This is a genomic window from Eubacterium oxidoreducens (assembly GCF_900104415.1).
Classification (GTDB): Bacteria; Bacillota; Clostridia; order Lachnospirales; family Lachnospiraceae; genus Eubacterium_C; species Eubacterium_C oxidoreducens.
On sequence record NZ_FMXR01000007.1, the window covers coordinates 197,814 to 211,329 of the forward strand.

The 13,516-nt window shown below is 36.1% G+C and carries 15 protein-coding genes; all 15 read left to right on the forward strand.

What is annotated here, in order from left to right:
* Nucleotides 1-213 precede the first annotated feature (213 nt).
* The 15 genes from BLS20_RS05130 to BLS20_RS05200 all read left to right on the forward strand — a co-directional run bounded on the left by BLS20_RS05130 (nt 214) and on the right by BLS20_RS05200 (nt 13,274).
* Nucleotides 214-453, forward strand: a complete 240-nt coding sequence (locus BLS20_RS05130; protein WP_341443191.1) for a hypothetical protein — start codon at nt 214-216, stop codon at nt 451-453.
* The gene (locus BLS20_RS05135; RefSeq protein WP_176762297.1) at nt 419-823 is read left to right on the forward strand and encodes a hypothetical protein; all 405 of its coding nucleotides are present in this window, start codon (nt 419-421) and stop codon (nt 821-823) included. Before BLS20_RS05130 ends, BLS20_RS05135 begins: the two co-directional genes overlap by 35 nt.
* 304 nt (nt 824-1,127) lie before the next feature.
* Nucleotides 1,128-1,346 carry a helix-turn-helix domain-containing protein gene (locus BLS20_RS05140; protein ID WP_090172926.1) on the forward strand — a complete coding sequence of 73 codons (219 nt, stop codon included), beginning with the start codon at nt 1,128-1,130 and terminating at the stop codon, nt 1,344-1,346.
* Nucleotides 1,343-2,635 (forward strand): type II toxin-antitoxin system HipA family toxin, encoded by a 1,293-nt coding sequence (locus BLS20_RS05145; protein ID WP_090172928.1) that lies wholly within the window; start codon nt 1,343-1,345, stop codon nt 2,633-2,635. The genes BLS20_RS05140 and BLS20_RS05145 overlap by 4 nt, the downstream gene beginning before the upstream one ends.
* Nucleotides 2,636-2,839: 204 nt before the next feature.
* Nucleotides 2,840-3,703: a PD-(D/E)XK nuclease family transposase gene (locus BLS20_RS05150; RefSeq protein ID WP_090172930.1), complete on the forward strand. Its 864-nt coding sequence runs from the start codon at nt 2,840-2,842 to the stop codon at nt 3,701-3,703.
* A gap of 315 nt (nt 3,704-4,018) precedes the next feature.
* Complete coding sequence (locus tag BLS20_RS05155; RefSeq protein ID WP_090172933.1) at nt 4,019-4,288, forward strand: DeoR family transcriptional regulator; 270 nt, start codon at nt 4,019-4,021, stop codon at nt 4,286-4,288.
* 530 nt (nt 4,289-4,818) lie between these two features.
* The gene (locus BLS20_RS05160) at nt 4,819-5,130 is read left to right on the forward strand and encodes an AAA family ATPase (RefSeq protein ID WP_242870533.1); all 312 of its coding nucleotides are present in this window, start codon (nt 4,819-4,821) and stop codon (nt 5,128-5,130) included.
* 162 nt (nt 5,131-5,292) lie between these two features.
* Nucleotides 5,293-6,312 carry a macro domain-containing protein gene (locus tag BLS20_RS05165; RefSeq protein WP_090172935.1) on the forward strand — a complete coding sequence of 340 codons (1,020 nt, stop codon included), beginning with the start codon at nt 5,293-5,295 and terminating at the stop codon, nt 6,310-6,312.
* Between the two features lie 82 nt (nt 6,313-6,394).
* Nucleotides 6,395-7,252: a DnaB-like helicase C-terminal domain-containing protein gene (locus BLS20_RS05170; RefSeq protein WP_090172937.1), complete on the forward strand. Its 858-nt coding sequence runs from the start codon at nt 6,395-6,397 to the stop codon at nt 7,250-7,252.
* A gap of 29 nt (nt 7,253-7,281) precedes the next feature.
* Nucleotides 7,282-8,259, forward strand: coding sequence for a GTPase family protein (locus BLS20_RS05175; protein WP_090172939.1), 978 nt, complete (start codon nt 7,282-7,284; stop codon nt 8,257-8,259).
* Nucleotides 8,260-8,628: 369 nt separating this feature from the next.
* On the forward strand, nt 8,629-8,886 hold the full coding sequence (locus tag BLS20_RS05180; protein WP_090172943.1) for a hypothetical protein: 258 nt from the start codon (nt 8,629-8,631) through the stop codon (nt 8,884-8,886).
* A gap of 210 nt (nt 8,887-9,096) precedes the next feature.
* Nucleotides 9,097-10,341, forward strand: a complete 1,245-nt coding sequence (locus BLS20_RS05185; protein WP_090172945.1) for a hypothetical protein — start codon at nt 9,097-9,099, stop codon at nt 10,339-10,341.
* Between the two features lie 162 nt (nt 10,342-10,503).
* On the forward strand, nt 10,504-11,019 hold the full coding sequence (locus BLS20_RS05190) for a hypothetical protein (protein WP_176762298.1): 516 nt from the start codon (nt 10,504-10,506) through the stop codon (nt 11,017-11,019).
* 104 nt (nt 11,020-11,123) lie between these two features.
* On the forward strand, nt 11,124-12,257 hold the full coding sequence (locus BLS20_RS05195; protein WP_090172949.1) for an IS110 family RNA-guided transposase: 1,134 nt from the start codon (nt 11,124-11,126) through the stop codon (nt 12,255-12,257).
* Between the two features lie 501 nt (nt 12,258-12,758).
* On the forward strand, nt 12,759-13,274 hold the full coding sequence (locus BLS20_RS05200; RefSeq protein WP_090172952.1) for a nitroreductase family protein: 516 nt from the start codon (nt 12,759-12,761) through the stop codon (nt 13,272-13,274).
* The last annotated feature ends 242 nt before the right edge of the window (nt 13,275-13,516 follow it).

The following is a 13,516-nucleotide window of genomic DNA, read 5'->3' on the forward strand; positions in this document are numbered from 1 at the left end:
GCCACGCAATCAATTATGGAGCTCATCGACGTTTTCGGTTGGTGGGAGAAATGGTAATAAAGGTTTATTTAGTATGAGGGTCTTCGCACCCTCTTTTATATATAAGTGGATAGAAGTATACATTGACATCTATGGATACTACTAAAATTATTTTTACTAAAACATATTTTAATAAAAGTAGTTTTAGTAAAGTGACCTCTGACGGATATGAGCGTGAATCCTGCTATTCAGAAAACCTTTGATAATGATGAGTGGGTAATGAAAGCTATGGAAGCACAAGGTTTTGTAAGAGATGATCAGGGAGTGTTCCAGGTACCGGCTGATGGTAAGTTATTGATGGGAATTCCTTCTGAGCTGATTCCAAAGTGTCCTGATGATGGATCTGATATGACTATGAATTTGAGAGCGGATGATTCTTTTGTTGAAGATGAAGGATGTCATAGTGCATCTTGAACACAATCAGCATTTTATTAAACAAGCAGATAATGTAATTACCATTGGACCTGGTAGTGGTTCTAATGGTGGGAAAATAGTACCTAATGAGAAGATTGCTGAATATAAAATAGAAATAAAGAAAAAAATACGACGCAGTAAAGATTATTTGTCATTTGAAGGGATAAATAAGAATAATATACATAACGAAAAATGCAAAATTCCTCTTGAATCTATAACCTGTATAACTGGTGTTTCTGGGTCGGGAAAGTCAACATTAGCTCATGATATAATCTATGAATCATTAAGTCATGGTAGAAGCATTGGATGCAAAAAAATGATTTCCCATCAGGCAGAGGAAAAATCTATTATGTCCGACAGCGTCCTATAGGAAAAAATGCAAGGTCTTCTGTTATTTTGATGAAATATTTCAAAGAGGAAAAGCATCAATATGGTTTGATAAATGATTTTTTACAGCTATGGGGATAGAAAAAAGTTGAGGGACTAACCTTCAGCTTTTTCTATAACCATATCAGACAACGCAAATGGCACTATTTCATCCGGATTGGATGTCGTTTAAAGTATTGACATAGCCGTACGACTATATTTATAATGAGTATGTGAGAATATAGCCGTTCGGCTATATTTTTGCACTTGCTCAGTGGATTTAGCCGTACGGATATATGGAGAAGAATATGAAGGTATTTGATGCAAAAGAGTTCGGGAGTACTCTAAAAACCAGAAGAAAAGAATTGGGCTACACCCAAAAGTATCTCAGTGATTTTACCGGGTTTAGCACCAGTTTTATTTCAGAATTGGAAAACGGGAAGCCAACGATAGAATTGGAAAAGGCATTAAGATTGGCAAATATGCTGGGCTTGGATTTGCTTATAGAAGAACGAGGAAAAAAATGAAAAATCTGCAGGTTTATATAGAGATACTTGGAGAGCAAAGACTAGTTGGACATATTGCTGGAAGCGATTACACGGACGCACGATTTCAGTATGAAAATGAATATATGGATTCGTCCTATGGTCATCCAATTTCCATATCGCTTCCTTTTCAGATGGAAGAATTCTCAATTCAACAGACAAAAAACTTTTTTGAAGGTCTTCTTCCAGAGGGATTTTCCAGAAGAGCGGTTGCGAATTGGGCAAAGGTGGATGAAAATGATTATTTATCCATTTTGGCTGAACTGGGTAGAGAGTGCCTTGGCGCCATCATGGTGGTAGAGGGGAAAAAATCTACTTCGCAGCATTATGAGAAACTTGGAATCAAGCAGGTAAAAGAATTGGCTGCTGAGGGTGCGACAAGATCCACGCGGATATTGATGGAGACACATTTATCTTTGACGGGAGCTTCCGGGAAAGTTGGCTTATACTATGACAAGGATCATGATGAATGGTATTTGCCTAAAGGTAATGCACCAAGTACCCATATCGTAAAACAGAGCCATGTTCGTTTGGAACAGATTGTTTTGAATGAACAATTATGTATGTTAACTGCCAAATTGCTTGGAATTGATGTGCCGGATAGTTACATTATTAATCTGGGAAAGGGTAAAGACGAGGAAGTTTTGTTTGCAACGCAAAGGTATGACAGAAAACTCTCTGATAGAAAAACAATTGATGGTTTGCGTACACCACTTCGGCTTCATCAAGAAGATTTTTCACAAGCTTTAGGAATCGCTTCTTCTCAGAAATATGAAAAAGAGCCTTCGGGATATATGGGAAAAATGTTTGATTTGGTGGCATCGAATTCATCAAATCCTCTGGAAGATCAGAAGAAACTTTTAGAGCGCATCGTTTTTAACTGCTTGATAGGAAATATCGATTGCCATATTAAGAATTATTCAATTTTGTATAGTGAGGATTTAGGTGAAATTCGATTAGCTCCAGCATATGATATTGTTAGTACAAGAGTCTATAAAATGACGAATGAGATGTCGTTTTTTATTGGCGGTGAGCTTAATATTAATAAGATTAACCGCAAGAGTTTTGAAGTTGCTGCTCAAGATATGAAAATAGGTAAAAAAATGGTTATGAATGTATATGATTTGGTTGCAAATCGATTTGAAAAAGCATTAAAAGAAGCTGCTGATATGTTAGCTGGCAACGGATATAAGGGTGCGAAAGAGATAAGTGAAAAGATACTTTTAAGTAACGTATCTACGAATGAAGGTACGATGATGAAGAACCAATGAGGAGCGTGAGCGAGCTAATGACCGTAGCACATTTGAACGACAACTTAAAATACAGCAGACAAGAAAGCACAGTTATCTTGACAGGTAATTGTGGTTTTTATTAGTGCAGATGTGCATTTTACACATATTAAGTTTGCATTAAATCGGCTCTTTGCTAATTGTTTTGGGTGTGGTATGATGCTATTATTAATGTGAAAAGTAAGTATGGCAAAAAAGAAGATAACTGAGGTGGATTCCTCAAAGATAGAGCTTAGTGCTCAAATTAATGCTGAGCTTGACAAAGTCATTGATGACCTTACATTGTTTGATGATGACCTTATGAGCAAGGTGTTTGACGGCAATGTCGAAGTGGCAGAGTTATTACTAAAAATTATTCTTCAACGAGATGATATAAAAGTCGTAAAAGTAAAGGGACAGGTTACTATGAAGAACCCTTACGTCAGAGGAAGAGATATTACGATTGATATCCATGTTAAAGACGGTAATGGTAACGAATTTGACGTAGAGGTTCAGCGTAGCGAGGAAGGCTCAAGTAATCAGCGTATTAGATATCATAGCAGCATGCTTGATGTAAGAATGCTAAAGAAAAAGCAGAAGTTCCAAGCTATTAAAGACGGTTATGTTATCTTTATTTGTCAGCATGATAAGTTTGGAAGGAATCTGCTGATATATCATGTGAATAAGATTGTTGAAGAGACGGGAGATATTTTCGATGATGGTTCTCACATCATTTTTGTAAACGGTGTTTATGAAGGTGATGATGATTTTGGGAAATTGGCACATGACTTCAATTGCAAAGATGCGGATGATATATACTATCAACCACTTGCTGATGGAGTTAGACATTTCAAAGAAACAGAGGAAGGACGTGATGCTATGTGTGAATCATTTACAAAGCTGGCTGATAAAGTTGCAGAAGAGCGTGCAGATGAAAGAGAAATGCAGACTACAGCTCGCAATGTTGCTTCATTGATGGAAAGCATGAAGATGACACTAGAACAAGCTATGAATGCATTAAAAATTCAGGGTAAAGATCGTGCAATAATAGCAAAGCAGCTCCAGAAGTAAAAATATAATTATAACTACACAGCATAGGTAAAGCAGTGGACATATGTCTGCTGCTTTTTTCGTGCTAAGAAAAGGGCTGATTTATTGGGAAGAACAAATATCAAGAATGTCAGATTTTATGATGGTAGCAGAACTGCCAAGGAAGTAATGAGTGAAGCCATAACTGAAACATATTTTAGCAGTGAAAAATAGGACATCATAATTGATATTTTATATAATGTATTACATAGATTATAAGATGGAGGCCGGTTTTAATGAGTACTTTTTTTAATATGATAAAAGATAAATGCATTTCATTTGAATACTTTGGGCTAGGTGATATTGCAACAGCTGTTTGAAGACGATGTTTTTAAGATTACTATTCCTTTGAATAAGGAAGCGGCTAAAGAGGCTAGCGATCAAAAGAAGTTATCAGATAGAGAACAGGCCATTTATAATTTGATCTGTGAGAATAAACATTTGACTGTAGAGCAGGTTATGGCTGAGTTTGATATTTCAAGGGCAACAGTATTTAGAGACTATGCTAAGATAAAGAAAATCACAGGTGCTGTTTATGATAAAAATGAATCTGTGAGGAAATTATAATACTGAGTCTCATATCAGTCTCATCAACATGAGACTGTGAATTAATTGAAAAATGGTGAAATGGTGGGATTTATACAGGAAAGTCTCACCATAGTCTCACTGAGTCTCATGCGTAAATGAGACTATATGAGACTTAGTTATAAAATCTATATATGAGACCTAAAACAAAACAGCAAAAAATACAATAAGTGCCTGTCCATATGTTTGGACAGGCCTTTTGCTACCAGATAATCTTGATCTTGTTGTGAATGAAGCAATAGAGATTCTAAATCATCTGAAGAATGATAAGCCAAAGCAGTCTGCTCTTGCTATGCTTAGACAGATTCAGATTCTTGAGGGCTGAAGTACAAAGACTTTTTCAAAGATTTTACCAACACTGTCGGCACAATTTGATCTGTATCGAACAAAAATGCGGAATCCGCAAAAATGTTGATTAGAGTATTGAATAAGCTGTTCCTATGATGTGTAATTCTATTGAACAAAAATGCGGATTCCGCATTTTCGTTCAATAAGTAATGAGGCGGAACAATATGGAAATACGCAGAGATATATATTTGAATAAGCTTTTTTCAAAAAAGCATAACGGACTAATTAAGGTTGGAACAGGTATGCGAAGATGTGGAAAATCATACCTTTTATTTAAGCTTTTTAAAGAGTATCTGGTAAATGAAGGAGTTAATGAAAACCATATTATTGAGATTGCATTTGACTCTTTTGAGAATAGAAAGTATCGAGATCCTGAAGTTTTATTCCCATATCTAATGGAAAAAATCGCTGATAAAGAAATGTATTATGTTTTATTAGATGAAGTTCAGATGCTCGATGATTTTGAATCAGTATAATCAATTTCTTCAATACAATGAAAGAACTGCTAAATCAGTGGAATCTTCCAGAAAGTAAAAATATCGGGGAGATAAAACCTTTACTTGAAAAATAGTTTACAGATTACGTTGAAAGTAAATATAATATAAATAATGAATTTAGAAAGGTGAGGAGAAAATAACATGTCACTAAAGGTAATTCGAGATTCTATTATAAACATAAAATCCGATGCTATTATAAATCCGGCTTGCCGAACACCGGAATATAAAAATGGTGTGGATCGTCTGATTTATGAAACTGCAGGAAAAGAGAAGTTATTGGCTGCACGACAGCTAGATATTGGTGTTATGTCTCCAGGAGAAGCAAAAAAAACACTAGCATATAATTTAAAGGATCGGTTGGGTACAAGGTTTATAATACATACCTTTTCGACAACATGGAAAGATGGTAGTACCGGTGAAAAACAAACTTTAGCAGACTGTTATTTAAAGTCCTTTTCACTAGCATATAGATTGGGGTGTACATCAATTGCAACCCCGATATTAGGAACCGGAACTTTTTCATATCCAAGAAAAATCGCAATTCAAATTGCATTGTCAGAAGCAATTGCCTTTTTGCTAGATCATGATATGGACATTATCTTGGTCGTATATGATGAAGAAACAACCAAGGAAATGAAAAAGATATTTCCGAATATAGAAGAACATGTTGGGTATCAGGATGTTGTTGAGTCGAGTCAAAAACTATATCTAAAAGACGAACATCTTATTGTTCCACAATATATGCCGGAGTTTCGTGAGCCTTCCAAAGAGGAAGTCGAGTTAAACGAGGCTATGCAGGCACAAAGAGGTGAATATCCAGAAGAAGAAAAAACAGTTCAGGAGCAACTTTTTGCCTATATGAATAGAACGAATCTTGAAAGCAGTGATATTTACAGTGTGGCAAATATTTCTAGAAAAACTTTTTCAGGGTGGCTTAACGGTAAGAAAATTCCCCAAAAGGAAAATGTATGGAAATTGATATTTGCATTACGGCTTAATCAGTATGAAGCAACAAGTTTTATGAATTCATGTAAATGTGATATGGAAGAAATGCGAGATAAAATATTATTAGATTTTTTAAAGGAAAACATATATAACATCAAAAAAATCAATAAAAAGTTAGAAGAAAATAATATGAAAATTTTAGAAATGAACGAATAAGTAAAAATGTCTCCCGTGCGGGAGACATTTTTTTGTGTGTAGCGATGTATTATTTATATACACAAAAAAGGAGGTGATTTTTATGACATTATCAAAAGTAAATGAAACCAGGATAAATGAAATACTCAGTGGTAAATACCAAGATGAGCAAAAGCAATTAGATGAAGCAATCATAACAGGATTTAAGACGGTTGATAATTTATTACATGGTTTACAGAAAGGAAAGCTTTATCTACTCAGTGGGTGTAGTGAAGTTAAGCGGCAGCAATTTACATATAACATTGTGAATAATGTTATAACGCAGAGTGATAAGAGAGTCTTATATATAACATCACAAATATGCAATGAAGAGCTTATCAAGAATCTAATTCTTTATAATGCGAGAGTAGATATTTCCCATAATATTTCCAAGCATGATTGGCAAAGAATGTTAGAAGCCTCGAAGAGATTTGGCAATGGAAACTTGTGGGTTAACGATGCATGGGATCTTTCAATCTATACCATCATTAGAAATTGCAGAAAAATGATGGAAAAGCCAGACTTTATTATCGTAGAAGATTTACAAAGTCTCTGCTTCCATTCAAGCATGGATATAATGGAAGAAGATGTAAAAAAGAAATATATTATTCAAAGTTTGAAAGAACTTGCAGATGAAATCGGTTGTGCAATTTTGCTTTTTACAAATCAAGGAATCATACCCTATATAGATAAGAGAAAGAAAACAGCTGATTACATGGAACGATATGTGGACCAGTTACTGTACTTATTTGAAGATGAATACAGTGATGGCATAAATAAAAATGTCATATATCTTTTCGTGGCAAAAAATGTTCCGAAGGAGGAGCAGATTATATCATTTGGGTATTTGCCGCAATATCAGAAATTTTTTGAACTGGATTTTGAAAATGAAGATCCAGAGGATGAAGATTTATATGACTAAGTAGTGTTTAGATAAAGGAGGAAACCACTATGAATAATTTTTATAATGATTTTTTAAAAAAAGTAAAAGAATTAGGGATATCAGAAAATGATGAAAATCAGATTAAAGATAATATTAGATGGCTTATGGAAAATGAAATTAATATCTTGATTACCGGACCCACGGGATGTGGTAAGAGTTCTACAATTAATGCATTATTTAAGACAGAAAGGGCAAAAGTCGGATACGGGTCTGATCCTGAAACGATGGATGTTGAAAAGTATGAACTTGAAAACATGGTATTATGGGATACCCCAGGATTAGGAGACGGAAAAGAGGCAGATTTAAGACATAAACAGAATATTATTAACAAACTTAGGGAAGTGGGTAAAGACGGAAGACCATTGGTTGATTTAGTGCTTGTGATTTTAGATGGTAGCACTAGAGATTTGGGAACTTCATATGAACTAATTAATGATGTTATTATTCCTAATTTACAAGGGGAAAAGGATAAAAGAATATTGGTAGCAATTAACCAGGCTGATATGGCCATGAAAGGGCGTAATTGGAATTATGAGAAGAATGAACCCACCAAAAAACTAGTTGATTTTCTAGATGAGAAGGTGGATTCCATCAGAAAAAGAATATACGAAGCGACAGGGGTACTGGTGCATCCTATATATTATAGTGCCGGTTATAAAGAGAATGAAAATGATGTACAAAAACCATATAACTTAAAGAAGCTTATGTATTATATTCTGAAAACAATTCCAACTGAAAAGCGTTTGTCTTATTATCCTAATATAAATAAAGACCATACGATGTGGGTATATGATGATGGGAAAAAAGACTATGGTGACTTAATAAAAAATATTTTTTCCAAAGCGGTTATAAAGGGCATTTTAAAAGGTGTGAAGGATGGGTCAGAGAGGGGAAGATCAGGGGGAATAGGTGGTATAATAGTTGGTGGAATCTTTGGTGGAATCATTGGTGGTGTGAGGAGTTTCTTATCAGAGATATTTGGTTAAAGGGATATATATCCTCCTGGTATAATGTTGATTTTAACATTATGCTAGGGGGATATTTTTATGGAAAGAAGAAGAAAATTGACATCAAAAAAAGAAATGTTAAGAATGCTCTATGAAAGTAATTGGTTGATTTGACACATTATTTCCCTTCCCAATTTATTCCAAAACTATCAGAATCGACACATAGTAGATAATAAAGGATGGTATGGAATTTTAACAAAACAGAGAGAGGAAGATAATGAAGTTTAATAGTAAGGATAAAAATTGGGATGTATCATATTTTTATGTAATATATATTAATGAGGATAATAAAAAAAAGTTTGAGGCTTCTAATGGAGACAGATAGATCAGATATAGGAAAAAAATTATTTGGGATGGGAACTTAATTTTTATCAAAATGTAGAAATTCCGATTGAAGAACTTTTAGAGTTTGATGTTTTTTATAATTTAGATACTTTTATAAATAATCCTTTATATAAGATATCTTCGGAGGTGCTTGAGCCCCAAGAATGTTTAGACAAAGTTAATGAATTTATCTCTGGTTGGGATGATTCTATTAAAGATAACGGATTTATCTCTCTTGTAAAAATTTCTGAAGATATGGAGCCGGGATTTTCTTGGGGATAAATAGATAGGAGGTGAAAAAGAATGCAAGGAAGATTTGAACAAGAAACTTCTTCCTTCCGAGGCTTTCTTCCGATGGAAACAAGTCCCTTATTTAGTACTGTATCTAATTTATAATTCGAATTAAAAGAAACCTAGAATGAAAAAGTACAGGTTTACTTTTTCATTCTAGGGAAATCTTAGATATACAGTATAGATTGGAGGGGATTATATATGCCAATGATGTTTGAATCGATAGACTTAGAGGATGTATTTGAGGATGAAAAATTTTCCATGGGATGGGTGGCACATTCTGTAGAAAATGGAAGAGTGATAAAAGGGTATGCTGGAGATTATACACATACAAAGTATGGCTCTGTGGAATTGTATTCGCATATTGCAAAAAATGGAGAACAAAATGAGTTGGATGGTTGCAATCTCCAGGTAAGTGGAGCTTTTGTATGGAAAGTGTATTTAGGTCCTTTACACCTAAAAAGGGATACTTCTTGTGTTGTTGCATCAGTAAAAGGTTATAAAACAGGCGGATTTACAATAATGAATATTATTAATCCAGAAGTATTACCAAGTTTTATGGAAAATGATGAACTTGAAGTGCAGGTAGTGGCAAACGCTATATCAGTGAATTACTACGAAAATGAGGATGCTCTTGCAGGTACAATTGATCCAATCAAAGAGAGCAAAAATGAGGAGTTTATTGGTCTGAAGTGTGTGCCAGCAATGGGGTCTGTATTACCTAATGGCTTTCTATGTGGGCACATGGTTACAGAAGAACAAGATATGCAAGAAGAGTATGAATATCATATTGACGATGAACTAGTGCTTATAACTGGCATCGTAAAGAATGTTTATATTAAGAAAGTGATTATTGAAGAAGAGGAGTTTTCAAAGTTTTTGGTGACAACTATAGACACACAATTTGGGGACTTGGAAATTGTTCATTCGCGTTCTATGATTTCTGATCAAGATATTCCATTTATCAAAGAAGGCGCGGTTATTCAGGCGGTGGCAGTTTTGTCGGGTGACCCTGCAATAAATGAATATGAAGATGGAATCATTAAAACTCACAAGAATGATTTATCGGCTTTGAGATATGCACTTATGGAAGGAAATGCTGAGAGATTAAATCCTATTCTAGATGAGGCTGCGGTATTCGAATCTGTAAATATCGAAACACCAATTAATGGGAAAAATAGCATTATTGAAAGGATTAACTATGTTAATGACAATACATCAATTAAGTATTACTCATATCTTGCAACATTGCATGATGAATATGAAGGTGAGCGTTGCATAGTGTTGGCCGAAAATGATGAAGACAATTATACTGCTATTGTACGAATTGAAGTGGATGAAAGCGGTAATATAACGCATATTAGACTTACCAATGATTCATCGATGATATTTACAATTGATTCTGAACCTGTTTTTGAAAGAGATTGGGAAGATGATTTCATTTAAGAATGGCATTATTTACTGAGATGGAAGGCCGAAAGACAGTAACATGGCTTAATGGTGGAACGGAGATTATTCTATACTAAGAGGCTTGGAGATTCGTAAAGAGTGTCACTATCGAGGGTGATACGGGAACAGTGAAGCAGAATTAAGGAGGTAGATTCGATGATGAAAAAGAGAATAGTATATCCGCTTATTGCGGTATCTTTGCTCGCCGGATGTGGAAACATTTCATCAACTACAGTGGAACAAGAAACATCTGAGCAAAATGATTCGATTGAAATTAGCGAAACAGAAGCAAAAGTCGCAGAATCAGAAATTCAAGATAAGGATGAACCTTGGCGAGAAGCCTATCTGGATTACCTTACCTCAGACGATGATTTAATAAATTATGGGGATTCTTTTACATACACACTTATCTACTTAGATGACAATGATATCCCAGAGATATTCATCGATTCTGGTGTTGAAGCTGGAGGACAGATGATAGCAACCTACTATGACGGTAAGGTAACTGAGCAACATTTTTCGAGAATAGGTTCTCAATACATTGAAAAGACTGGATTGGTATATACTAATACAGGCCATATGGATTATTATCCATTGTCCATCACTAAGCTTGAAAATGGTGAGTTTACGGTACTTGGTTCAGGTATTGCTTATATGACAGATGAGGATAGATAATATGAAGTGACCTCACATTTGTAGCAACGTGGATTTACCTGTATACTACAAGTCGAGAAAGACAAATGGTAACAGGGATTACCGCATACAAAAGGAGGTCACCTATGAATAGAATAATCAAAATCGGTATGGATGTCCATAGTACAAACTATACTTTATGTGCAATGGAGCCGGTAATCGGAGCAGAGGATCGTGTTTTTGCAAACATCCAGGTAACGCCAGACTATAAGAACATCCTTATGTTTATTGAGGAATTAAAACTGAAACTTGGGGTAAGCGATACATATGATATTGAATGCGGATATGAAGCAGGATGTCTTGGATATTCACTCTATAACCAGTTGACAAATGCAGGTGTAAAATGTGTGATACTTGCGCCGACGACCATGCTCACGCAGCAGGGTCAGCGGATCAAAACAGATGCAAGGGATGCATTGATGATTGCGCAGTGTCTTTCATATGGTGGATATCATCCTGTTTATATTCCTACAGAAGCAGATGATTCTGTCAAGGAATATTTACGGATGCGTGATGATCATAAGAAGGCTTTAAAGAGATTAAAACAACAGATCAATGCCTTCTGTCTGCGCCACGGTTATCATTATACCGGTACAAAATGGACGATAGTACATCTGAAATGGATCAAAAAGCTGAAACTGTCACCTTTATATCAGGAAACATTAGATGAGTACATGGCTTCTTACGATGAACAGACTGCAAAAGTAGAACGGTTTGATGCAAGAATTGAAGAGATTGCGTCTCAGAAAGAGTATACCGACAAGGTAAAGAAACTTGGATGCTTCCTTGGAATAAAAACACATACAGCGCTGTCGCTTATTGTAGAAACAGGTGATTTTAAAAGGTTTGCTAAAGGGAATGTATATGCGGCATATCTTGGACTTGCGCCGGGAGAGCGTTCCAGTGCGGAGAAAATCAACCGTCTTGGAATAACGAAAGCAGGAAACAGCCATCTGAGACTATTGCTGGTAGAATCCGCCGGTGGAATATGCAAAGGAGCAGTGGGTCACAAATCGAAAGCATTAAGGCAACGACAAATGGGGAATATAGCAGAGGTGATCGCGTATGCAGATAAGGCGAATTCAAGAATGAGAAGCAAGTATTACCGTCTGATTCGACATGGAAAGAAAAAGAATGTGGCAAAGGCTGCTATAGCACGAGAACTGGCATGTTTTGTATGGGGAATGATGACGGATAACATAGACTGCAGCGCAGCATAGGTATCATCCGATTGAATGTCAGTCAAGGGTGCTGCGCACTGCGTTGCAGCTGACGCCCTTGACAGCCATCCAATCGGTAGATAATGATAATCAAGCAGAAATCAGCAACAAAGTGCAGATTTCTGCCCAATATAACAAGTAAATAGTGCTGACGGTATCTGGGAGGAGCCAATATGACAAGACGGTTCGAGCCAACTGCGTTCTCCCTATGTGCGCACGGGAAACCGTGATCCACGATAATAGATAGCAGGGCTCTCGGCGGACCATTAGCCTGTTGGTAACCAATCCACGAATAACAGAGTGGCTACATGCCGGAGACTGTTAAACTGGCTCTTTCCAGATGCTGTCAGACAATAACAAATGTGACAATTATCAGGTGGAAAGTTTGTTGAGGCTTTCCTGCTTGACAAAGGTCACTTCATAACAGGGAGTTAAAGAAAAGAAAATTGATGATTTTAAGGATGAAGAATTGAAGTAAATAAAAGAAAGAAGGATAAAAACATGGATTTTATGACATTGGCAAAGAATCGTTTTTCGGTTCGTAATTATGAGGAAAAGCAGATTGAAAAAGAGAAAATGGACAAGATTTTAAAGGCGGCGCATATTGCACCTACCGCAAAAAATTGGCAATCTGCCAGAATATATGTAGTACAAAGTGAAGCGGGCATCTCAAAGCTTCGTTCACTGACTGGATGTGCTTATAACGCACCGACAGTTATGCTTATAGGCTATGAAGAGTCCGAACAGTACTTTAACGAAATGGAAGAAGGTATCTCTTCGGGACAACAAGATGCATCTATAGTGGCAACGCACATGATGCTAGAGGCAGCTGATTTGGGAATCGGTTCTGTATGGGTAGATGTGTTCCCGAATACAAAGACAGCACAAGCATTTAATCTTCCTGAGTCTGTAAAGCTGGTTTGCCTGATGCCTATGGGATATGCAGCAGAGGGCACAAAGCCTGCACCAATGCATGAAACTTATAGACCAATGGATGAAATGATAAAGATGATGTAGTGGGATTAGTCTATCCTGCGCATATTTGTAAAGCTTTAGGAAAAACAAGTTTGTTTTTTACAAGGATAGGTTTTAAATGCATCTTTTATAAAATGGCATACTGCGTTATTTTGTTTTTAACACAGTCGGGGTATAAGCCCCGACTGTGTTAAACGCTCCGCGAGGATGCGCACGGATTCGGACAGGAATTTGTCTGCTGAAGCAGACCCGAATCCGGCGCGCAAGACTCGCGAGCGAGTCTT